Annotated in this window: 13 protein-coding genes; all 13 read right to left on the bottom strand. The window is 49.3% G+C overall.

Annotation, left to right across the window (positions count from 1 at the left end; all coding sequences use genetic code 11):
* Nucleotides 1–57: 57 nt before the first annotated feature.
* Nucleotides 58–3,081, bottom strand: a complete 3,024-nt coding sequence (locus H6629_13805) for a tetratricopeptide repeat protein (protein ID MCB9068870.1) — start codon at nt 3,079–3,081, stop codon at nt 58–60.
* Entirely contained in the window at nt 3,068–4,351 is a 1,284-nt protein-coding gene (locus H6629_13810; GenBank protein MCB9068871.1) for a PorV/PorQ family protein, read from the bottom strand. Before H6629_13810 ends, H6629_13805 begins: the two co-directional genes overlap by 14 nt.
* A 53-nt stretch (nt 4,352–4,404) precedes the next feature.
* Complete coding sequence (locus tag H6629_13815; GenBank protein MCB9068872.1) at nt 4,405–11,202, bottom strand: hypothetical protein; 6,798 nt, start codon at nt 11,200–11,202, stop codon at nt 4,405–4,407.
* Between the two features lie 46 nt (nt 11,203–11,248).
* Nucleotides 11,249–11,671 carry a hypothetical protein gene (locus tag H6629_13820; protein ID MCB9068873.1) on the bottom strand — a complete coding sequence of 141 codons (423 nt, stop codon included), beginning with the start codon at nt 11,669–11,671 and terminating at the stop codon, nt 11,249–11,251.
* A gap of 216 nt (nt 11,672–11,887) precedes the next feature.
* Complete coding sequence (locus H6629_13825) at nt 11,888–12,709, bottom strand: methyltransferase domain-containing protein (GenBank protein MCB9068874.1); 822 nt, start codon at nt 12,707–12,709, stop codon at nt 11,888–11,890.
* The gene (locus tag H6629_13830) at nt 12,709–13,230 is read right to left on the bottom strand and encodes an OsmC family protein (GenBank protein MCB9068875.1); all 522 of its coding nucleotides are present in this window, start codon (nt 13,228–13,230) and stop codon (nt 12,709–12,711) included. The genes H6629_13825 and H6629_13830 overlap by 1 nt, the downstream gene beginning before the upstream one ends.
* A gap of 37 nt (nt 13,231–13,267) precedes the next feature.
* Nucleotides 13,268–13,486: a hypothetical protein gene (locus H6629_13835; protein ID MCB9068876.1), complete on the bottom strand. Its 219-nt coding sequence runs from the start codon at nt 13,484–13,486 to the stop codon at nt 13,268–13,270.
* A gap of 33 nt (nt 13,487–13,519) precedes the next feature.
* Nucleotides 13,520–13,747 carry a hypothetical protein gene (locus tag H6629_13840; GenBank protein MCB9068877.1) on the bottom strand — a complete coding sequence of 76 codons (228 nt, stop codon included), beginning with the start codon at nt 13,745–13,747 and terminating at the stop codon, nt 13,520–13,522.
* 106 nt (nt 13,748–13,853) lie between these two features.
* Nucleotides 13,854–14,615, bottom strand: coding sequence for an isoprenylcysteine carboxylmethyltransferase family protein (locus tag H6629_13845; GenBank protein MCB9068878.1), 762 nt, complete (start codon nt 14,613–14,615; stop codon nt 13,854–13,856).
* Nucleotides 14,616–15,025: 410 nt separating this feature from the next.
* Entirely contained in the window at nt 15,026–19,120 is a 4,095-nt protein-coding gene (locus H6629_13850; GenBank protein MCB9068879.1) for a response regulator, read from the bottom strand.
* A 233-nt stretch (nt 19,121–19,353) separates the two neighbouring features.
* On the bottom strand, nt 19,354–21,303 hold the full coding sequence (locus H6629_13855) for a response regulator (protein ID MCB9068880.1): 1,950 nt from the start codon (nt 21,301–21,303) through the stop codon (nt 19,354–19,356).
* 37 nt (nt 21,304–21,340) lie between these two features.
* Nucleotides 21,341–21,691, bottom strand: a complete 351-nt coding sequence (locus tag H6629_13860) for a YfiR family protein (protein ID MCB9068881.1) — start codon at nt 21,689–21,691, stop codon at nt 21,341–21,343.
* 264 nt (nt 21,692–21,955) lie between these two features.
* Nucleotides 21,956–23,941, bottom strand: a complete 1,986-nt coding sequence (locus tag H6629_13865) for a TonB-dependent receptor (GenBank protein MCB9068882.1) — start codon at nt 23,939–23,941, stop codon at nt 21,956–21,958.
* Between the last annotated feature and the right edge of the window lie 309 nt (nt 23,942–24,250).

The following is a 24,250-nucleotide window of genomic DNA, read 5'->3' on the forward strand; positions in this document are numbered from 1 at the left end:
TAAAATGATCTGTTCTCATTTTCCTCTGCGCGCTTTGCGCCCTCAGCGGTATAATTTTCATTTCGCCGCTTTCAGATCTGTCAGCGCTTGAATGCGTTCTTCTGCCGCAACTACCCAGCGTTCTTCCGATGTGCTGTTCACCAGCAATTGATACGCCGATACCGCTTTCGAGTCTTTCCCGATATTTTCATAAATTGCGGCGAGCTGGGCGAGCGAACTGAGCCGGTAATAGTCTGCGGATTCGCCAACGCCGATCGATTGACTGAAAATGGATTCGGCTTCATCTACCTGATTTTGTTGAAGATACAACATCCCCAAATGATAAATGGCTTCGCTGGCAATTGCTCCGTCGGGTGTCCGGATCAATGTGGTGTAAAGCTCAATTGCATCGGGATGCTGGTTTAATTGCATATGCTCATTCGCCATTTGCAACCGGATTTTCGGTGCATCCTCTGCCGAAGGATATGCCGTCAAATACTGCCGGAAATATTCCAGCGCCTGCGCATGATCGTTCAGCCGTCCGGCGGTCCAACCGGCATTTTGCAACGCGTGCGCCGCAAATCCGGATTCCGGGAAACCCGCAATCACCGCATCAAAACAATCGATGGCAGACAGGTAGCTTTCCATATTAAAATAGCAAACACCCAACAGAAAATTTGCTTCCGGCAACTGGTTGCTCGCCGGAAAATATTGGATAAACTGGCTGAACTCCCGTGCGGCATCCGGATATTTTTCCTGTGCCATAAACGCTTTCGCCAGCGAAAACTGGGCATCCGGCGCGTAAGACGAACTCGGAAACGCAGTCAAAATTTCCTTGAATTCCGTTGCTGCGGCTTCGTACGAACCTTCGGCGAGATAATTGGTTGCCATCCGGTAACGCGCATCGACCGCCAGCTCCGCATTGGCGGATTGCTCCGCAACTTTTCGGAATGTTTCCGCCGCCTGATCGGTTTGCCCAAGCTGGTAATAGCTGTACTGGATGCCTTCCAACGCCACAGTGTTTTTTTCGTGATCGGGAAATTTATCTAAAAATTGCTGATAGCGTTTGATCGCTAAATCATAATTTTCTGCGTTATACGCCGACTGGGCGAGTCGCAAATGGCTTTCCACTGCAACCGGGCTTCCGGGATATTTCCGGATAATTTTGGTCAGCACAGAATCCGCATCTTCAAAATAATTAGCCCGAAAATAGAGATCCGCCGCCTGAAACAGCGCATCCGGTGCTAATGGCGATTGCGGGAAATCGATGGCCATCCGTTCCCACGTATCGATGGCTTCGGCATATTGCTGCAATCGGTAATAGCATTCAGCAACGTGAAATGCGGATCGCGAAATCAGCGCGGCATTTTCCGGCAGACGCTGGTCATCCGGCTGCACCGGATATTCCTGCAACGCCGCCGCATATTTTTCCTGATGAAACAGCGCCGTGGCATAACCGTATCGCGCCGCGGATTTGTTCGGGTTGCTCAGCGTGTTTTTCAATTCGCGAAACTCGTCGATTGCGGCATCGACACCCTGTTCGTAAAACGCAATCCACGTCAATCCCAATTGCGCTTTTTCGGACAAATCGTCCGGTTGCTCGCTGAGCACGCGGTTGTAATTTTCTTTGGCGAGATCGTAATGTTTCAGAAAATAGGCGGATTCTGCCATCAGCAAATAATTTGCCCGTTCCCAAAAGCTCAATTCCGCATCACCCGCGTCGCTTTTCAGATAGCTGTTTCGGTTGATAACCTGTTGATATTGTTGTCTTTGAAAATCCTCATTCTGCAGGGCAAAAAATGCGGCTTCGGGAATGCTACCCGTGCCGCGCGACTGGATAATTCTGTCAAAATATTTGTTGGCATTCGATGCCTCTTCGTTCATCGCCAGCATAAAATTGACTGCCGGAACGATTTCGTTTTTCGGATACATCGATAAAAATTGCCGCATGCTGATGACCGCACTAAGGCTGTCGCCTTTTTCCAACTCGGTCATTGCTGCTTTTATTTTGGCGAGCGGCGCGATGGGCGAATTGGCGTTCAGCGATGCAATGGTGTGAAATCGCCGAATCGCATCCTGATATTTTGCGGGATCGATTTTGCCCATCATCCGGAAACACTCCGCCTGCATGTATTGAAAACAGGCGCTGTTGGCAGATTCTGATTCGCGGCTAAATTCAGATAATGCATCGTCTGTCTGATTCAAATTGAGATACACCCAACCCAGCCGGAAAGTAACCGCATCACGAAAACGGCTGTCCGGAAAATATTGCCGGAAGCGTTTCAGTTCGGATTGTGCCGCCAGCCAGTCCTGCCCGCGCATGAACACATCCGCAGCCTGCAGCATGGCTTTTGCCGCAGCCGGCGAACCGGGAAACTGGTCGTTGATTTTTTTGTAGATGCTGACCGCCAAAATGCGGTTTTCCACCATTTCGTACGCATTGGCGAGGAGGGAAAGGCTGAGCGGGTCGCGTTCGTTTTTCAGTAAATCAATGGCGTGTTGCGGCTCGTTTTCCGCGATGGACAGCCGCGCCTGCAGCGAGCTCAGCCGTGAATCGCTCGCGGCAGCCGGATTTTCGCTGACAATTTCATCGATCAGCGAACGGCACTGCGTCCAATTTTCCCGGTTGGCAGATTGCCACGCCAGCGCCAGCGATGCTTCCAGTTTGATGAACGGGATTGCGCTCCGGTCGTGCAGCGATTGGAACACCTGCACCGCGAGATTCTCTTTCCCGCTTTTCAGAAAAATGATGCCGCGCCGCAGTTCCGTTTCCTCACGGATCGAATCGGGCAGTTTTCCGTCGCGGTTGCCAATCTGTTCCAGCGCTTTCAACGCGCCGTCGTATTTTTGGGCGTTGAGCAACGCTTCGGATTGCAAAAAGGATATCCGTGAAAACAGCACGGCATCCCGGGTTTCCTTTTTGGCTTGTTCGCAAAGCGTAACAATGGTATTGATATCGCCGCCCTCCGAAAAGCTGTTGGCAGCCGTCTGGAAATGTTGCCAGGCAATATATTCATCGCCGAACGCCAACCCGGTCAACAGGGCAACCCAAACGGCGATTGCGATATGAAATTTCCGGTGTTTTGTTCTATTGTTGTTCATTTTTGTTTTCTCCGGGGTTGTTGATTCGTTCGTCAAATCCCAGTGATCCGGAAGGACCGGCCGTGTTGATGGAAACCAGCGTGCCATCGGAATGGTGCGTTTCCCCCGCAACAGTGCTCACCGCAAACCGGTAGAAAAACTTGCCGTCGTGAACGAGTTGTCCGGCATCGTTGCGACCGTCCCAAACGATTTCTTCGGGCAATTCCGTTGCCTGCGCGAAGTTGCGCACGATGTTGCCTTCGGCATCCACGATCTCAAAATTCCAGCGATTGATGTCGCTGCGGCAATTCACTTTCAACTTGATTTTTGAAACATTCTGCTCGCCTGCCGGGGAGAAAACGTTCGGATAGGCGGTTGCGGCAACGCCAAATCCGCCAAATGAATAATTGAGCGCGAACACCTGATTGGTGCCGAGTTCCGATGTGTTTTTGTTGCTGTAATCCATCCCGAACTGGTTGAGCGATAATCCCAATCCCATGGTGATCTGGCTGTTGTTGACACCGCCGCGCAACGCAATCATCGGCATTACCTGATATTCCACACCGATGTTGAGCGCGGTTTTATCCCATCCCAGAATTTTGGAGATTTCCGTGCTCACCGACATTTTGTCTTCGAACAGTTTGGCGACCGCGCCAACGCGAAGCTGGCGGGCAAAACTTTGCGATTCTTCCGCCAGCGTCATCGACGGAGCGAGTGCGTTCACCAGCATCAAACCGGTGGTCAGCCACGGCGACAGTTGCTTCCGCAAACCGATGTCAAACCCGTGACCCATTCCCGAGTAATCGAGCATTTTTTGGGTAACCAGTTTGTAATTGATCCCGATGGCGATATCCTGAAATGCTACCGTTGACCACGACGCGAGGAACGCCATATCGCTGAGATTGAAGTTGCCGATTTCCTCGTTCAGCTCGTTGCGCTGATCAAATTCCCCGGAGTTGAGGGCGATCAGACCGAGCCCGAAATTGCCGTAGCTGCGGGTGGGGGCGGTTGCCGCAACATAATCCAAACTGGTGTTCATAAACAATTTAGAGTGCATAAAATAGATCTGGAACGGGTTCTGGTTGGCTAAACCTGCCGGATTCCAGAACAACGCCGAGCCGTCCTGTGCCATTGCGGTGTAGGCATTTCCCAATGCCTGCCCGCGTGCGCCTATCCCCATGTGGAGATAGGCGCCGGGCATTCCGGCTGCACCTTCCTGCGCAAATAACGCAGGGAAACTGAGCATCGCGATCGCTGCGATTAATCCGATGAAACGTCTATTTTTTTTCATTTTTTGGCTCCCAAATGGTTGAATAACGGTCATTGCTTCAATTGATTGTGCCATCATCGCAACACCGCGATTTTGCGCATGGCGTTCATGACAACCTTGCCGTTGGCGGTGGCTTTGGCAACGAGGATGTAGCCGCCGTTACCCACTTTTTGTCCGCGATCGTTCACACCATTCCATATGACAGAGTTGGGATGGCTGCTGTTTTCGCGACCTTTTCCGCCCGGCTCACCGGCGCTGATTTTTTGTGTCCACACCAGATTCCCGAACAGATCGAAAATCTGCAGTTTCACATCTGCATCTACCGGCAGGTAGTAATCAATTCGTGTCATATCGGATTCCAGACCAAATGGATTCGGGTAGTTGACAGGTTGACCGTCGGGCATGTCCGAAGTGGTCAGGTTGACGACGATTTCGAAATCCGTCGCAACGGTGTCCACGAGTGCCCGGACGATGTTGGTTTCGGTCACACGACCTGCTGTAAACGTGACGCTGGCGACGCCTTCGCCGTTGGAAACGGCGTTGCCCTGTTTGAGCTGCCCGCTGCCCTGAACCAGTTCAAAGCTGACATCATGGTTGATTACCGGGTTTCCGGCCTGATCGAATAATTTTGCCAGCAACACCAGTTCTTCCAGACCGCGCAGCTCGGTTTTCGGTGCGTTGACCGAAATCGATGCGACGTTTCCGGCAAAAATTTCCAGCGGATCGGAATAGCCCGGATCGGTGCCGATGCCGTCCGCAACTTTAATCCGGATAACGCCCACAAAATCGCCGCTTTGCTGCACGGTGCGCTGTCCGCCCTGCAGGTTGAATGACGCATTTTCGAATGTGCCGACAACCTCGTCAATATCTTGCGCGTCAACCGCGCTCAGGTTTACCACATGGTTTGCGCTCGGCACGATTTCGCCGATGCCGTTTTTGAAAAATACGGTCATCGCGAACGATTCGCCGGCCGCAAAGCGAGTTGTATCTAATGAAATTTCATAATGTAATCCGCCGACGAGCACTTCCAGCAGCGCATCGAGCGAGGTGCGGATACTCGAACGGCTGTCGTTGATTGCCCGGATAATCTGGTTGCCGCCCTGGTTCAGCGTCACCGAAAATCCGGCTTTGCCGTTCACCAAAACGGAGTCATTTTTGATAATTGTGGCGCTATTGTCGGTGGTGAATAAGTGCACGTTATCCGCAGGTGCGTTGGTGATGGCGTTCCAATAATCATCCACCGCCCAAACTTCAACCGAAAACGGCAGTCCGGAGGTTTGACGCTGTGCGCTGTTGGCGCGTCCCGGGGTTTTCAGCGGATCGTTTTCGGTATCGCCGGGCAGCAGCGATTCGCCGGGGAGCAACACCAGCAGTTGCGAAAAAGCGTTCGGCTCGACAATCAGGCTGTCGGCAATTGCCGCCGGAAATCCGGTTGTGAAAGTGAATTGCGCCTGAATGTTGTGCGTTCCTGCTGCGCGAACGGTCACCGGAATTTCGGATCGCCCGTTCGCCAATTGAATGTCGGCGGGAATTTGGGCAAATGTATCGCTGACGCTGATGCTCAGCGAATCAGCATTTTCGGCAATGATATTCCAGAATGCATCCACCGCGCGAACCGTAATGTTGAATGCGTTTCCGGCGGTTTGGGTGAGTGCGTTGCCTTTTTTGCCGGGGTTGACGCCGGGTGTCACCGTTTCGCCGGGGAGCAACACTTGCAATCCCGCGAGTTCAGCAGGAACGACCGTAAACGTGTTGCTGTAGCCGGTGTGGGTGTTCGGCGCGGGCACGTAATCCGCGGCGTACAGCACAACCGCGGAATCGGCGCGGGTGACGGCCAGTTCGCCCTGCCAGTTGCCGTTTGCCAGCGTGACGCCGGTTTGGGTAATTGTGCCGTTTCCGGTTGAGGCGGAGAGGATGATATCGCCGTCATAATCGGTAATCGGATTGTCGTAAATATTCATCGCCTGAATGTGCAGGCTGAAGGACTGACCGGCAATTTGCCCGCTGTCGATCACGGAAAATGCGAAGTGATGCACAGCGCCGGACTGCACGGAAAACTGGCTGGAGGTGTCGGCAAACGCCGGATTCGACGCACCTGCGACCCGCAATTTCTGGTTGCCCGGTGTCAGCATCGTGAAATCAATGTTGCTGATTCCGGCGGTCAGCATCGTTTCCGATGGCAGCACAGCCTGCGGATCGGTTGCGCTGAAATTGACTGCGAAGCTGTCCGGCGCGGTCACGTTCCACCATGCGTCGGTTGTGCGTAGCTTGATTTGGAAGGGCACACCGCTGATCTGCGGTTGCGGATTGCCGGATTTTCCCGGTGCCAAACCGGGTGTTTCCAGTTCGCCCGGCATCAGGAGTTGCAGTTTGCTGAATGCGCCCGGAACCACCGTGAACGGGTTGCTGTTTCCGCGAACGATGTCCGCGAAATCGTGCGCGTTCAGATGAACGCTCTGCGCTGCTTTGGTGATCGTCACCGGTCCGCTCCATGTGCCATCGACAAACTGGACATTGCCAACGATGATCGTTCCCGGTCCCGTCGATGACGTCAGGCTGACCATTTCGTTGTAATTGGTGACGGTTGAGCCGCTGCCGTTTACCGCGTGAATGGTTACGTTGATGGCATTGCCGGCGCTCTGCGGACTGCTGATCGGTTCGAACAAAAAGCTGGCTACCGAACCGCTCACTACGTGAATCAACGGCGATGTATCGGAAGAAATTTGCGGATCGTGGCGATAATGCGCGGTCAGCGTCCAGAATCCCGGCGTGTTCAATCGCGTATTCGCGAAAGTGATGGTGCCGGATTGCAGTTGCGCATCCAGCGGTAAATTCGCGGATGGATCGGTAGCGGAAAGCCCCACGGTTCCTGTGTCGGTCGTGACCGCGTTCCACCATTCGTCCACGGCGTTGATCGTTACCGGGATCGCGTCGCCGGCAACCAGTGGGTCAACATCGCCGGTTTTTCCGGGAGCGATCCCCGGTGTTGCTGTCTCGCCGGGCAGCAAAATTTGCATCCGGGTAAATTCGCCCGGGGTGATGTTGAATAAATTGCTCTGCCCGCTGTGCGGATTTGCCGCAAAGTCGAGGCAGGTTAATTGCACGTTGGCTGTTGCTTTTGTGATGGTGATGTTGCCGCTCCAAACGCCGTCCACAAAATCGACTTCGGATGGCGAAATGGTGGCTGCGCCGCTGCTCGATTCCAGACGGGCGTGCCCGTTGTAACCGGACACCGGATTTCCGGCAACGTCCGTTGCAGTTATCGTTACGCCAAATGCGTTTCCGGCGGTCTGGTTGGCGATGGTCGCAAATTCAAAATGATCCAGATTGCCGGGGAAAATATTGATGGCGCTGCTGACCGATCCCAAAATCGACGGACTGGAAATATCCGCCGCAGAAACGGTGTGAATGCCCGCCGTGCCCATGATGAAAGACTGGCTTGCCGCACCGTTGATCAACTTGCCCGTTTCCGAGAAAATGGCGCTCGTATCGGTGGAGCTCAGCCTGATGCTGTCGCCGGCAGCGGTGATCAGGTTCCAGTGGTTGTCCACCGCGCGAACGGAAACGTTGAATTCTTCGCCGGTTTGCTGATCCAGCGGCGTGCCGGTTTTTCCCGGCGCAACGCCCGGATTGGCCTGTTCGCCGGGCAGCAACACCTGCAATTTGCTGAACGATCCCGGCACGACCGTGAATGCGTTACTCGTGCCGGTGTGGTTCGGTGTGCCGTTGTCATTCGCGGTCAGCGTAACAGAACCGGCGGCTTTGGTGAGTGTAATTTCGCCGGAAAAAACGCCGTTTTGGAACGGCCCGACGGTCACCGGTGTGATCGTTCCCGTGCCGGTCGATGCGCTCAATTCAACTGTTCCGTTGAATCCGAACACCGTTTGGTTGTCAGCGGTTTGCGCTTCGATGGCCACTGAAAACGGTGTTCCGGCAGTGACCGGACTGCTGATAGTACTAAATTCAAAATGATCCAGATTTTGCGGTAACACCGAAATTTGCGGCGTTTGCCCGTTTTGGATCGTCGGGTTGTTCAAATGAAATGCGGATACCGTATGCGCACCGTCGCTGTTCAGCGTGATGCTCACATTTTTCGCGCCGTTGATCAGTCGCGCCGGTTCCGGCAGCGATGCGAACGCATCCGTGGAAGATACGCCGAAAGAATCGCTGGCGGTGGTCACTACGTTCCAGTATTCATCCACACCGTTCACAACGATGGGGAAGGGGTGACCGGCATTTTGCGATTGCGGCGTGCCGGTGTGTCCCGGTTCAACGCCTGGCGTTGCGGTCATGCCCGGAACGAGCACCTGGAATTTGGTGAGCGCACCGGGTTGGACTTCGAACTGGTTGCTGGTGCCGGTGTGCGGCGGTGTTGCGCCGTCTTTTGCGGTCAGGTAAACGCCGCCGGAGGCAACTTTCAGCGTCACGTTGCCCGTCCACGTGCCGTTGTTGAAATTGGCGGTGATGGGAATCATCGTGTTATCGCCGGTGCTGGCTGCGAGGAAAACCACCCCGGAATAATCCGTCACGGGATTGCCCTGCGGATCAGCAGCGGTGATGGTAATCGAAAATGGTGTTCCGGCGAATTTCGGTCCGACAATCGTGGTAAATTCAAAGTGGTCCATATTGCCCGGATTCACCCGGATCTGGCTGCCGGTGCCCTGCGCAACCACCGGATTGGTCACATCCGATGCGGAAACCGTTTGCAATCCGTTGGTGTTCAGCGTTACCAAAAATTGTTTGGTGCCGCCGCTCAGCGCTGCGTCGTTCGGGAGCGAAGCTGCAGCGTCGGAGCTGCTCAAATGTACCAAATCCGCGTTGCTGTTGATGACATTCCACCACTGGTCAACCGCATTTACGCGAATGTAAAAACTGCTGCCGGCCAAAACTTCGGCTGCCGTGCCGGTTTTTCCCGGCGCGATGCCCGGCGTTGCGGTTTCGCCCGGAACCAGCACCTGCAGTTTTGCCGCTGTTCCGGCGACCACGTTAAATTGGTTGCTGTTTCCGGTGTGCGGCGGATTGGCTGCGTCCGTAACCGCCAGATTTACGAGGGTTGCGGCTTTGGTGAGCATCACCGAACCCGACCATGTGCCGTTAATCATGGTAATTTCGGACGGAAAAACGGTCTGCTCGCCGGTGGTTGAACTGATCGTCAGCACACCCTGAAAATTGGTTGCCGGAACGCCGAGATCGTTCACCGCGGTAATCGTAACGTTGAACGGTTGACCGGCAACCTGCGTTGCGCTGATGTTGCTGAACACAAAATGATCGATGCCTTCCACCACCCGCACTTCCGACGAAGTGTCCGGCAAAACGGATGCGTTGGACACGTCCCGTGCGGAAACAGTTTGCATTCCGGCGCTGTTCAGCGTCACGTTCATGCTCACGCTGCCGTTGTTCATCGTAGCGTTGAAGGGCAGATTTGCCGCAGCATCGCTGGATGTCAGTGCAACAACATCGGTATTGGGAATTTTATTCCAGAAATTATCCGTGCCGTAAACGTTCACCCAGAAATCGTTTCCGGCGGGTTGATCGTTTGGCAAACCGGTTTTCCCGATCCTGCTGCCCGGCGCGAAAGATTCACCCGGCAAAATCGTCAGCAGTTGGCTGAACGAACCCGGCAATGCGCAAAAACGGTTGCTTTCGCCGTCATGCGGCGTGAACGCCGGCGCCGGCGGCACCGAATTTACGGTAACGGTTGTCCGGAAATACGTTTCATCCGCATTTCCCCAGATCCAATGCGCCGGGCTACCTGCAGGAAACCCGGCAACATTGGTTCCCCAGGGCGGGATGCCATATGCCCCTAAATCGGTCGACTGGCTCCAGTTTTGATCATTAAAATCAAAACTTTGCCAGCCGTTTTCAAACGTTGATGTTTGCAACCAGGTGTTGCCGGAAACTTTCACAATCTGGCCGTTCACACGAATTTCAGCGAGCAACCCTTTGCTGGAACTCTGGTTTGTGCCGTGAATGGCCACAACATTTTTGCCGTCACGATATGGCAAAATATAGGTTTGCGCGGTTGTCGGCTGTGCGTTTCCACCGATAAAATTGCCGTTCACATACAATTCGTATGCGTCATCCGCGGTGATGATGATTTCCATTTTATCCGATGCAGGTGTGCCGTCGCTGGCTTTTAGCCACACATCGCCGGTAACGCCCCATGCCGCTTCTTTTTCTCCCGCCCGATATATTTTTAGATCGCCGATCCATTTTCCCGAGCTGAGTTGAACGGCTTCCGGCTCAATTCTGCCTTCGCCGTAATCGGTTAATTCGGATAAATAAACCCGGCCGTTGTATTTGTTAACCAGATTCCCGTTTTGGTCGCGGGCGCTAATTTCTACGCTGGGAATCGTTTCACCCACACTCACCTGACCGGGAACGCCGCCGACCGGATTGCCAATCGGGGTAATCATGAAATAATCGATTTTCACGATTCGCACCGGCGGAGACGATGCGGAATTGACCGATGGTTTCGAATCGTCGTGTGCGGTTATGGAATACAATCCGTTGGAATTCAGAATAACGGACAGCGTTGTGCTGCCGTTCACCAGATTCACCGGTAGCGGCAGTTCCGCCAATTGATCGGATGATGTCAGCGACACCTGATCGTTGACCGGAACGATATTCCAATTGTTGTCTACTGCGTTCACAATTACGTCAAACGGAACGCCGCTGGTCTGGTCGATCGGTGAGCCGTTGTATCCGTTGCCCGTGTTTGGGGCTGGCGTCATCCCGGGTAGCAGAATCTGCAGCTTCTTTGCTACCTGGGCTTCCGCCGCAGAGAAAAATAAAAACAGCAGCGCGATACAAATGCCAAAAATTCGGCTGTGACTACTGGCGCTGGCTTTACGCCATCCTGGGGATTTCATTTACACACCTCCTTGTGGTTAAATAAAGTAAAAACAACTATTTCAGTTAATCGTTTGTATTATCTTTTGGCACAGTTTGCCGGGTGTTTTGTTCGTCCAGATTTTCCATCAGCATATTAATTTTATCGCCGATTTCGTGCAGGTAATCTGTCGATCGCATTTGAATCCGGTATGTGTAATTGCCTTTAATGGCTTGCTGCAATGCTCGCTTTATCTGGATAACAGGACCCGCAACGCGGTGCGAAATGCGGGTACCCAGCCAAAAATTAAAGGCGCTCAGCAAAATGGTGATCAGGAAAATGGTGGAAAACAGCCAGTAAATCCGCAAATCCAGCGGCAGGTGGGCAGTGGATTTTTCGAAAATATAGAAAACGATGCCGCAAACCATAATCTCTACGGCCGTCAGAAATGTGTAAAGCATGGTGAAGGCAAACTGTATTCCCGGGCGAATGTAATAGTACCGACGCATATAACCTTTCCTCTGTTTTACACAGGTAAAGGCAACATAAGTGCCAAAAAGAAAATTGGGAAATTTGTGAATGTCGGGTGAAAGGATAAGTAACAGAATTTAAAGAGTTGAGTTGAAAAATCGTTGAAAATCTGCGAAAAATTGATCTGCACATAAATTGTTTTTTACCGGTTGATATTTACCGATCGGTAAATATCAACCGGTAGGAATATGGGCTCAATCGCACTTGTAACCGGCGGCAACCACAAATTCACCGGGAATCCGGTAGCTGTTGCCGTTGTGATATTCCGCGATGGAATCCAGATATTCCCGGTGAACATCCGCTTTGGTGGATTCATCGAAGCGCGCGTAAGCCAGCGCCACCGGACCACCGACAAAAGCTGCGGAACATGCCCGTTCATCTGTGGGGAAATGCAGTTCGGACGAGAGTCGATGGTTTTGAATTTCACTGAAACCGGCATTTTCGAGTTGCAGTTGCAGCATGTCGCCGGTGCCAAGTTGGAAAAACATTGGACAAACTTCGGATTTCACCCGCGCATCGACAATCGGGAAAACTTCTGACCAGCCGCATTTGTCGCGATGCCCCCACACGGCAATCACTGCCCGTCCGCCGGGTTTCAGCACCCGGAAAATCTCGCGGAGTGATTGCAGCGGATTCGGGAAATACAGCAATCCCAACGCACACAGTACCGCATCGAACGATTGTTTCGGGAAACGCAAATCCTCCCCGTCCATTTGCCGGAACTGAACATTGTGGATTTCGTTTTTCCGGGCGAAATCATCCGCCAGCCGGATCATTTCATCGGAAATATCCGTGCCGATTACCTCGCCATGCATCCCGACCGCCGAAGCTGCGGGAAACGTAACCAGTCCAGTGCCGCAGGCGATATCCAGCACTCGTTCGCCGGGTCGCAGGTTTGCCATTTCCAGCAGGCGGTTTTGCGCGGGTGCCAGCGGTTCCAACCAGCTTTTTTCGTAAATATGAGCGGCTTTATCCCAGCCGTATCGCTGGATTCGCCGTTGCAGTTTTGCTTCCATTATTTGACCTCCGTTTCTAAAATTTTCACTTCCCGGCGGAGGGGCATCGCTTTGCTAAAAATGATAAAATATGAGCTGTGTGCTTCTGCTGTGTTCAATACACATAAAATGTCTTCCTCCGGTGCCGGGCTTTCCAGCGTCACGGTAAAACGAACTTCTGAATATGTGACCGGAACCGGCGCAACGGCGTATTCGCCACGAGCATCGTAATCCGCCTGAACTTCCACTTCCAAAATGCGCATTGGCACATTCAATCGTGCAGCCCACATTGTATAACAAATCGCCAGACAACTTGCCAAAGCCCCACGCCCGAGCACACCGGGATTGGGTCCGGCATTTTCGCCACCGTGTTTTTCGTGCATATCAGCTGTAAATTGCCACTGTCCTTCCACAATTTCGCAGGTCATTCCGTCGGTAACCCTGGCTGTGGTAACCGCCGTTCCTCGGGCAATGTTGGGGCGAAGGGTCATTGCCTTTACATTCCGGGCGATTGCGTTTTTTATTTTCTGATTAATTTCCATGAGTGTTTTCCAAATTTTTGATGATTGATGATGACAATTAACTGGCTTTAGCGTATAAGGTAAAGGTATCCAATTCCGGTTCCTGCCGGCGAATTGCTTTGTTGTTGATTTCGGTCATGGTTCGGCTCAACACTTCCGGGTCTGTTTCCATGAAATCTTTCTGTCGATCCGCCAGATGCTGGTAGCCATACGAGCAAACGGAAAAGCAGATATTTTTTCTTTTCAAAATTTCAGATGCGATGATTGCTGCGAACATTTTTATTTCCTTTTAATAATTTTATTTTGATTGTTAGAGTAAACCTTTGGCGATACACAGCGGGATGATGATGTATAAAATTGTATCGCGAATCAGATAATAGCCAAAAATGATAAACAAAAATTTCGTGCCGCGTTTGCGGATCAGTGCTTTCCAGCCTTCATTTTTCAGAATAATAACACTATCAAAAATGTAATGTTTATATAATCGCAGTAGCGGATTTTGGCGGAAAACGGTTGCGACCTGGTTTGATAAATTCATGTTAAATCTCCGGTTATCGTATTATTTTTTTTGCAGATTTGTATGGCTAAGCTGTTGTTAATTTACCGCTTAGCCATACAATATTTAATTGGTTGGTTGAGGTTGATTACAATGCATCAACCGAAACTTGTTCTTTTGTTTTCGCTTTCAGCGAGGGAATTATTTTGGGAACAGTTTCTTGATAATTGATATAATCATCTCCAAATGTTTTCACCAGATCACGTTCCTCATAATAAACGCCAACCAGGATATACGCTGTCATTCCGAGTGCGAACAGCAGGTGACCTACGGTCATATGCGGCGTAGCCCAAACTGCCAGAAAAATGCCGATCATCATCGGGTGACGCACATTTTTGTAGAATAAGGGTGTTACGAAGCGTGGTTTTCCCGCAACTTTTTTCAGTAGTTGGAAAAACACCTGCTGCAATCCGAACAGCTCAAAATGATTGATCAGAAATGTTGAGAGCAGCAAAATAAACCATCCGGCAGCAAACACAGCGTAAATTACCTGAGCAGCCATTGCATTGGTTATATTCCAAACAGTAGCCGGAATTGGCTGCCACTGCCACAACATAAAGTAGAACAATACACTGGATACCAACACATAAGTGCTGCGTTCCATCGATTCCGGGATGTAGCGGGTAAGCCAGTTTTTAAATTTCCCACGGGCCATTAAGGAATGTTGAAGTCCAAACAGAAGCACCAGCGAGATGTTGACCAAAACAGCGAGACCAATCGACGTCGTTTCTCCGGAGTTGATGGTTTTGGGCACGTAAAAATCGCCCACAAATGCGATGATATACAAAAACCAGCTGAAAAAAATGGAATAACTGATAACACCATATAAAAAAATCATTGCGCGTTTCATTCTATTCTCCTTTGTTTGTTGAGTTTTTCACACGCTTAATATTTGTCTATCGTTTTGTTTTTTGCTGTTGTAACGATGACGTGAAAAAGGTATGAAAAAGTGCAGGAGAAATCTTTCAACTATGTCGCCGGTTTTTGCACAATTGTCGCAAATTTTTGGTGTGTTTGTGGTGGGGAAACAGTATTCCGTGGTTTAACGGGAGCGATTTTGCACATATGTCGCATTTTTTTGAACAAATGTTGCAAACGGGGATTTTTGGGGGGAGAGGTGTTTTGAGGAAAATGCATTCCAGGCAGGAGCCTGGAACGAGAGTCATCCGAAGCAGGAGCTTGGAACGAGTGACAAACGAGTGACAAGTGAGTGACAAATTTGGCGGTAGGGAACGCAGATCTGCGTTCCACAGAAGCAATTTATTGAATTGATTTTTTAAAATCGCGCGGCGAGCAGCCAAATTGTTCCTGAAAACAGCGAGTGAAATACGCCTGGCTGTTGAATCCGACCATGTAGGCGATTTCCGCGATGTTTCCGGCATCCTGTTTGATCAGCTCAGCGGCGCGTTGCAGCCGGAACGAGCGGATAAATTCACTCGGCGACTGGTTAGCGATTGCCCGCAATTTGCGGTGCAGCTGCGCCCGGCTCATCCCGATTTCGTCCGAGAACGCTTCCACGCTGAAATTTTCATCGTCCAGATGTTCTTCGATGATCGCTATTAATCGCGAGAGAAATTCCTGATGAATCGACGGCACGGTAACATCCGCCGGTTTGAGCAGCATTTCGCTGCTGAATTTCTGGCGCATTTGCTCGCGGATGCGAATCAGGTTGCGCACCCGGATCACCAGTTCCTGCGAATCGAACGGCTTCACCAAATAATCATCCGCGCCGGTTTCCAGCCCCTCAATTTTATCGCCCGTTGCCGCTTTTGCGGTCAGCAAAATTACTGGGATGTGGTTGGTTTTCTCGCCGGATTTTAGCGCGTCGCAAAGCTGGTAGCCGTCCATTTCCGGCATCATTACATCGCTGATGATCAAATCGGGAATTTGCGCTTCGGCAATTTCCAGCCCGATTCGCCCGTTTTCCGCTTCGATCACCTGAAATTCCGGTCGAAGTTGCTCGCAGATGAACGCCCGCAAATCGCGGTGATCTTCCACAACCAGCACGATGCAATCATCGCCGGTGTTTTTTGAAACTGGCGATGCGGCATCCGGTTGAAAAACCGAACCGCCCGAATCGATATCGACCGGTTTCACCGGAATTTGCCGGACGATGGGCACTACTTGTTCTTCCGTTGCTTCCGATTTTTCGACAATTTCTTCCGGTCGCAAATGTTTGGCGCCAAACGGCAGCCGCACCGAAAACGTGGTTTCTCGATCCACTTCGCTTTCCACAAAAACACTGCCGCGATGCAACTCCACCAACTCTTTCACCAGCGCCAAACCGATGCCGGTTCCCTCAAACTGGCGGGTGGTGCCGGCTTCCACCTGATAAAACCGGTCAAAAATATTTTCCAGCTTGTCAGGCGGAATGCCCGGTCCGGTGTTGGTGATGCGGATTTCCACAACCGGCTGCTCATCGCCACCGCCGGCGATGCCGGTAACAATGCTCACATCAATTTCCCCGTTTGCCGGAGTAAATTTGAAGGCGTTCGAGAGCAAATTGTTGAACACTTTTTCCAATTTTTCCGCATCAAAATAGATAAAAATAGCTGCCTGCCCCGATGTTTCCGTCAACGGTACATGATTAAACCGGAGTTCAATTTTCTTTTCCGGCGCGAAGGATGCGAACGATGCAAAAATTCGCCGGAGAAACTGAACGATGTCGCTTTTTGCGGCTCGCAGCTCCATCCGCCCCGCTTCCAGTTTGGATAAATCCAGCAATTCATTTATCAAATTGAGCAATCGTGCGGCGTTCTGACGCATCATTCCCAAGTCTGAGTGGGCATCCGCAGTGGGTATGTTTCGCCGCAATTTGTCCAGCAATCCCATTATCAGCGTGAGCGGTGTTCGAAATTCATGGGAAATATTCGCAAAAAACCGCGATTTCAGTTCGTCCATTTCTTTCAGCTTTTCCGATTGCTGCTCCAATTGGTTGCGCTGTTCGACCACCTGCGCGGTGCGCATTGTGATAATTTTTTCCAACTCCTCCTGCTGTTGTTTCAACTGCCGTACCCGAATTTGCACGATTCCGGCAATCGCAATGCCGCCCAAAACAAAATACAGCAAAAATGCCCACCACGTGCGAAACCACGGCGGTAAAATGTCGAACGCGAAGCTGGTTTCACCAATTTCCGAGCGATACATATTTCTGGATTGAACGCGGAAAACGTAATCGCCTTCCGGCAGGTTGGTGTAATCTTTTTTTGCCGTTGCCGACCAGCCAGACCATCCATGATCGAAACCGTCGAGCATAAAGCGGAACTGGTTTTCGAACTCATTTTCAAAAGAGGGGAGGGCGAATTCGAAACGAAGCGCATTATCGTGATACTGCAACACCGGTGTTTCTGCCCGGTCGATGACGGTGCCGTTGAACAACAGCGAATGCCGGTTATTTTTGGGGATGGAAACATGGCGGATTAACGGTGGAAATTGCGGTTTCATTTGATAATCAATTGCCGGATCGAAACGGATAATTCCCGGTTTGCAGCCGAACCAGATCACACCGTCTGCATCTGTGAAACAGGCATCCAGTGCCCCAAAAATCGATATTTCCCGGAAACGGCTTTTGTTGAGTTTGTAGCTGCCATCCGGCTGTTTTTCCGCCAGCCAGCAATGCCCGGTTTTGTTGCTGCCAAGCCGGAAAATGACGTTGCCATCGCCGGTTTCAAAAAGCCAGTAAATTTCAACGGTGGAATCCGCAAGTGCTGCGCCGTAAACCGAGTCTGGTTGCAATGTTTGGGTCGCTTCGTCAAAATACCGCAGACCTTTTAATGTTGCGAAAGAAACATGATTGTTAATCGCGCTAATTTGCCCGGTCGATAACGGCATGTCCATCTCAAAATGCGCGACTGTCGCGATGGGAATTTCCCGGTCGAGATGGTCGAGTTGGATTCGCATCACCCCTTTTTGCATCGTTCCCAACCACAACGAGCCATCGGGATTTTCCACAATGCTGCGGATTTCTTCGCTGATTCCATCGATTTTGCCGACATATCGCCAGCTTCCGTTTTCGTACCGCAAAACGCCGAGACCTAACAAATGTCCGGCAAAAATCAGGTTTGGATTTTGTTGATAGCGATGCAAAAAAAACACCGTTTCATCATTCGTTGAAATTGGTTTAACCTGCTGATTTTCCAAAAGATAAACGCCGTTATTTGTGCCGGCCAGCAGATCTTTTCCGGTGGAAAGCAAATGGAACGATTGGTGCTGAAAATTGCCATATTGGCGAAATGGTTTTTCCGATTGGGGATCGAGTAAATAAATGCCCTGCCCGGTCGCAACAAACAATTGTCCGCGATGCCGGATGATGTTTTCGACATTTCCTTCCAGCCCATTGATGCCCGTAAAATAGCTGAACTGGGACGGTAACGCGATTTTCGCGATGCCAAAATTCATGCCCAACCACAGCGAACCCATGCCATCGTGATACAAATGTTTGATATCGTCATCCGGCAAACTGCCGGATTTGTCCAGCCGCATTTGCAAATTTCCCTGCAGATCGATAATAATTGCGCCGGCATTGTAGCTGCCCAATACTATCCGTCCATCCGGTAATAGCGCAGCAGAGGAAAGCTGGTTGGACGAAATAAATTTTGTTGCCGCATCTGAAAAACGGGTAAATTTCTGATTTTTATGAAGATACAACCCAGCTTTGCCAACGCAGAATAATCGAGTTTCTGCGTCAATCGACAAAATTTCGAAAACACCATTTCCGGCGATCATTTCGCTTCCCGGAATTAATTGTAACGAATCGCCTGCCAGTTTGAAAATGCCAACGTTGCGTTGCTGGATAAATAGCGTGTCGTTCACCAGATGCGAGAGGAAAAACAGCGGATCGGTTTTCCAGATTTTTATTTTCCCGTTGGACCAGCGAAACAATTTGCTGAATGTCTGGAAATAAACTGCGCCATCGCTGGTGCAGTGGGTTCGCCAAACTTCCGAAAAATCCCGTTCGTTTTCCGGAACGTTGTTCAGCAACGAAACAAAGCGCATTTCGCCAATGGAATCCGGCACGAGATAGCCAAAATCTGCCGACGCACCGACATAAATCGTCCCATCCGCGCCTTTGGCAAACGAACGCGCTCGCGCACTGTTGCGAGTTTCGATGAGCCGCCAGGTGGCGCCGTCATATTCGAGAACGCCGTTGCCATTTGCCGAGTAAACCACCCCGCGATTATCGCGGATGATGCACCAGTTTTGGGTGTGCTCGCCGTATGTTTTGGGGTCGTAAAATGTGATGTTTGGGCTGCCGGTTTCGTAGGCGGATGGCTGCTCACCGGCTGCCGATAAAGCAAAAAACCATCCCAGATGTATCGCAAATAAAATGATGGGTGTCAACAAAAACTGACGCATATCCAAACCTGCTTTGATGGAAATTGCTTTTTTTAGTACTGATTGGAAGTCGGAACAGGAAGCGCTGCTGCCGGTTACGGCAAGCCGGATTCTAATTGAGTGAACCACTGTTGCAAGACAAGATACCACAATCCGCGATACTTTTCAACGATGGTTTCCGAGAAGACTAAAATTATTTAATTGTGGGGTAATTTTGTGAAAAAACGGCGGAGACGAAATATCTGTTTTTTTCGCTAATGACTGCGTTTGCTGAAATTCGCCAGTTTATGTTGCAGCATTTCAATACTTATCGGTTTGGATAAATAGTCATCCATTCCGGCAGCCAGACATTTTTCGCGATCGCCGACCAACGCATTTGCTGTCAGAGCGATGATTGTTGGGCGAATGCTAACATCATATTTATCAACGATTCGGCGTGTTGTTTCCAGCCCATCCATTTCCGGCATTTGCATATCCATAAAAATGATGTCGTAATTTTTGGCATTCATTGCTGAGAGCACTTCGATGCCGTTGGCGGCAACATCGGCCAGATAGCCCATTTTCTCCAACAGCCGCGAAATCAGTTTCTGGTTCACAATATTATCTTCGGCGATCAAGATTTTCATGGGCATTTTTTCAGCGAGGCTGTGATCGATACGGCCGGTAGTTTTGTTGGTTCTGATTGAATAGGGTGTGGTTTCGCCGGTTTTAGAATTGGCAACTGTAGCCATTTTCACTGTAAAAATAAAAGACGATCCTTCTCCTTTTTCGCTTTCTACCCAAATGGTGCCATTCATTTTTGTGATGATTTGTTTACAAATTGCCAGTCCCAAACCGGTTCCGCCATATTTTCGGGAAGTGGACGAATCTACCTGCATAAATGTGGTGAACAGGTCTGCCTGTTTTTCTTTTGGAATCCCGATACCAGTATCGGCAATGCAAAATTGCAGTTCGGCAACATTATCTGATTCGGAAAGCATGCTAACAGTCAGTTTTACATGACCGTTATGGGTAAATTTGATGGCGTTGTTTAACAGGTTCATCAACACCTGCCATAAACGGGTGAAATCCCCTTCAACGGTTTGGGGTATTGTGGACTGCATATCCAGAATCAGGTCCAGATTTTTGTTGCGGGCAATTGGCGAAAGCAGTTCGATTGCTTCCTTTACGCAATCACGGACATCAAATGGATGGGTTTCCAGTACCAGTTTGCCCTGTTCGAATTTGGAAAAATCCAGAATATCATTTATGATGTTGAGCAGGCTTTTGCCGCTGGATCGAATGGTTTCCACATATTCCTGCTGTTCGGCGGTGAGGGGTGTTTCCATCAGCAAGCTGGTCATCCCGATAACACCGTTCATCGGTGTGCGAATTTCGTGGCTCATATTTGCCAGAAATTCACTTTTGGCGTTGTTGGCTTCCACCGCTTTTATTTTTGCAGCTTCCAGATCTGCGGTGCGTTCGCTTACCCTCAGCTCCAGATGCTGATTCATCGTTGCCAACGCTTTATGAGTGTGTTCCAGATTTTCAACCATTTTGTTGAATCCGACCGCCAACTGCCCGACTTCGTCCCGGGAATACACCTGTGCCCGTTGGCTCAAATCGCCTTTGCTGATATTGCCGACAGCAATTGCCATCTGGCTGATTGGGCGGGTGATAAACGCGCTGATCATCAAAATAAAAATTAAACCTACAATGAACACAACAAAGCTGACAGTTGCGATAGACCGCTGGGCCTCGTATACTTTTTTATGAAGATCCGTTAGCGAGATCGCCAATTTCAATTCACCGATTTGTTGCGCATCTTTCATAATCGGGGCGGTGGTGATAAATACCGAGCCATCCTGATTAATGAATTTGTTTTTCTCACGTAACATATTGTTTTGTAATGGATTGGGGAGATTGTCAAATCGGGAAATGATTTCATTTTTTGAATTTAGCACCCAAACATGTATGACATCTTTGTTTTGGCTGATGCCAGCCAATCCATCGTTGACTGCATCCATATCTTCAAAATACACACCGGGACCAATGGTGAATGCCGTCAATTTTGCAATGCTTTGGGATTTATCCACAATTGCGGAAAGCGCCTGCTTTTCCAGTTTTGCGGGGAAAAATAAGTAAATAAAAATGGAAATACTGGCAATTAGCGCTGTAAAAAGCGCTGTTAATTTGAAATTTATGGTCCAAACTTTCCAGAACACGGAGAGGCTTCCTCTGCTTACAGTCGAAAAATAAGATTTATAAAACGGTCGCGAGCTTCAATAAGTTTGAGCTGAAATTGCTGCCCTCTGCTTTGGCAGATTTTAGATTTATCAAAATTTCCGGTTTATTTCCTTTTTGGCCGATACCAACTGAAAGCCCGGATTTGATATATTCTGGAACACCGGAAAGGGTAAGAATCTGTTTTTCTGTGCAAAAATCTGCGATTTCTTTCAGAGGGGGAACACGCAATGGTGCGACATACAAAATATTTACATCGGCATCTGCGATTTTTTCAGTAATATCTTTGCTATCACCAATGTTGATTGCGATGCATTCGATGGCAATTCCCTCAATTGTTTTTGTTGCGGATGCGTTAAATGCAGCCATGAAATTATCTTTTGCAACCAACGACATCCGAAATTTTTCTTGATAAATTATTCCCACAACCAGCTTTTCCGTTCCGCGGGATTTCAGGTTGCGGTCATATGTCAAAATCTTTTGAAATAGCGAATATTGTATGTCAACGGGCACCGGCATTTCTTGCGGATACAGTATCGTTGATAACAACAATAGCACGGTTAAAAATTTCTGTAATTTTGTTAATTCCATAAGATTTATCGTTCCGGGACCTGATTTTGGGTCAAGTTTTCCTTATAGCCGTGATTCCAGAGATATTGAAAAAGCGCGTCTGGGCTGCACAATCGCACTCTGGATATGTTCGAAACCACCGGGCAGCTGATATTCCTGATCCAACAAATTGCGCACCTGTAACCGGAGCCTGAAATGATCAAAAAACAATTGTGTGATCAAATTTGCGTTCATCAAAACATAGGATTTGGTGTTGCTTCCATAAATGGTTTTTCTGGCAGTTTCATACAACATGTTACCGGATAATGTAACATACGGAAAAAACGGATACGAAAAACCCGCTTTTACCAGATGAGCAGGCGAGTTGGTCAGCGATTCTCCGCTGATGACATCTTCTGTCCATTGATAGCCATAATTAATAAACCCGTTGAAGCCCTTTGCAACCCGCGATGCCAATTGAATCTCGATGCCGCGTGCTTGTACTTTGCTGAAATTGCGGTATTGGATGAGCGAATCCAGTGGATCGATATCCTGATCGATCAAATCTTGCATTTTGTAGCGATAGATGGACAACATACCGGAAAATTGATTGGTAAATTGCTGTTCCCAAATAATTTCCGTTGTTTTAATTTTCTCCGGTTTCAACCCCGGATTAGCTTTGAAACCGAAAAGCGGATCATCATAATTGGTTTCGTAAACATTGGGTGCCCGGAAAGCTTCGCCGTAAACCAGCTTTGCTGTGCTGGTCGAAAACGGGTGATACACAAATGCGCCCCTGGGCATTTGCGATGATTTAAATTGATCATTTTTGTCAAACCGGATACCTGCGGTGAAAGATAGGTTGTGCAATATCTGGAATTCATCCTGAACATAAAGCGAAACTATCGAATAGGGAAAATTTTGATTGAAATAGGTAGTATCGTCGTCCCAACTGCGGTAATCTGCACGCCGGTGATGTTGGTACTCCGATCCGATAGTTAACCGGTTGTTCAACGAAATATCCCACAAAAATTGGGCTTCGCCACCAAACCAGTTTCCAACAGTCGCATCGTAAGAATTGTAAAGGATTTCATCTTCGTACGGATACCAACCTTCGTAATTGTAGTGATCGATGTATGAACGCGCCATCAATTGTTTGTCGTTGCCGAACTTGTTCTCGAATTTAATTTCCGCAAATCCGTGATTATCAATACTTTTTGTGTTGCCGCTGTTAAACAGCGTTTCCCATGCTGCGGTGGGAATACCTTTTTCGCGGGAGGAATACATCAATTGAGCAGAAAACGCACCGTATTTTACGGTTGAAAATGCAGCGTAATAATCATCCCAATCCATGTTTTTTGCGATGCCGTTATTGGTTGAGGGATCGTCAAATTCTGCAAAATATATATCCTCTCCGTTGTCATCCGCCCATCGTGCCGAAAAAGTAACATCCAGCCCGTTCGCATATTTTTTACCAAAAAGCGCAGAACCGACCAAAAAATTGTGGCTTCCGTATTCCGCTGTTATCTCAAGTCCGTCTATCGTTTTACCTTTTTGGGTAACAATGTTGATGATTGCAAACATGGCATTGGTGCCGTACAACGCAGAGCCCGGACCACGAATAATTTCAATTCGATCGATTGAAGCAAGATTAAAACCACCGAGTTCGGTGCCGATTGCAGCTGAACCATACACATTTTCATTCAGTGCATGCCCGTTTACCAGCAACAAAATGCGATTGTTGTAATCCGTTGGCCGGCTGAATCCCCGCACACCCAAATAGGTATAGTTGTGATCATCTGAAGTATAAAATCCCTGTATAATCTGGAAAACATCTTGAAGCGTTTGAAAACCATAATTATTAATCTCGACAGATGTGATCACGGTAACGGAAGCCGGTGCATCGCTTACGGATTGTTCGTATTTCGCTGCTGCGCTCACCGGTGTATTCAGCAACAATTCCAGAGATGTTTTGTCAGTGTCTGCTTCGGAAAGTTGTGCAGTTGCATAATACGGTGCTGCGAATATGCATACAGCCGCCAAAAAACAAAAGAATTTGATGTTGCTCATGGTTGATCCACCTGTAAATTTTTTTCATGCTTACCAATATCGGATATTTGAAGAGTTTACTTAGGTGGTAATTGATTGAAAAAACAAAGCATGATTGTTGTTATGAAAGAGATTTACAGCCTTTCAAAAATTGTCGACCGCTATAACAATGATAAGTTTTTGAACCATCTGTAGTTGAGGGAAAACCTGCGAGGTGCATAATTTGCGCTTCCGCGCATTTTTGCCCACCGGGTTTTATTGGTGCTGATTCGTTCCTGTTTTTTTATTAATGCGCTTATTCGTTTAAAAACAGGCACTTAGGAATTTTAG

It is taken from the genome of Calditrichia bacterium (assembly GCA_020634975.1).
In the GTDB taxonomy this organism is placed as follows: domain Bacteria; phylum Calditrichota; class Calditrichia; order RBG-13-44-9; family J075; genus JACKAQ01.

Bases quoted from the DNA above. Each gene is read 5' to 3' on its own strand.
- H6629_13815 (MCB9068872.1), bottom strand. From the start codon at position 11,202: ATGAAATCCCCAGGATGGCGTAAAGCCAGCGCCAGTAGTCACAGCCGA.
- H6629_13810 (MCB9068871.1), bottom strand. From the start codon at position 4,351: ATGAAAAAAAATAGACGTTTCATCGGATTAATCGCAGCGATCGCGATG.
- H6629_13860 (MCB9068881.1), bottom strand. From the start codon at position 21,691: ATGGCTGCATTTAACGCATCCGCAACAAAAACAATTGAGGGAATTGCC.
- H6629_13830 (MCB9068875.1), bottom strand. From the start codon at position 13,230: ATGGAAATTAATCAGAAAATAAAAAACGCAATCGCCCGGAATGTAAAG.
- H6629_13865 (MCB9068882.1), bottom strand. From the start codon at position 23,941: ATGAGCAACATCAAATTCTTTTGTTTTTTGGCGGCTGTATGCATATTC.
- H6629_13805 (MCB9068870.1), bottom strand. From the start codon at position 3,081: ATGAACAACAATAGAACAAAACACCGGAAATTTCATATCGCAATCGCC.
- H6629_13850 (MCB9068879.1), bottom strand. From the start codon at position 19,120: ATGCGTCAGTTTTTGTTGACACCCATCATTTTATTTGCGATACATCTG.
- H6629_13835 (MCB9068876.1), bottom strand. From the start codon at position 13,486: ATGTTCGCAGCAATCATCGCATCTGAAATTTTGAAAAGAAAAAATATC.
- H6629_13820 (MCB9068873.1), bottom strand. From the start codon at position 11,671: ATGCGTCGGTACTATTACATTCGCCCGGGAATACAGTTTGCCTTCACC.
- H6629_13840 (MCB9068877.1), bottom strand. From the start codon at position 13,747: ATGAATTTATCAAACCAGGTCGCAACCGTTTTCCGCCAAAATCCGCTA.
- H6629_13845 (MCB9068878.1), bottom strand. From the start codon at position 14,615: ATGAAACGCGCAATGATTTTTTTATATGGTGTTATCAGTTATTCCATT.
- H6629_13825 (MCB9068874.1), bottom strand. From the start codon at position 12,709: ATGGAAGCAAAACTGCAACGGCGAATCCAGCGATACGGCTGGGATAAA.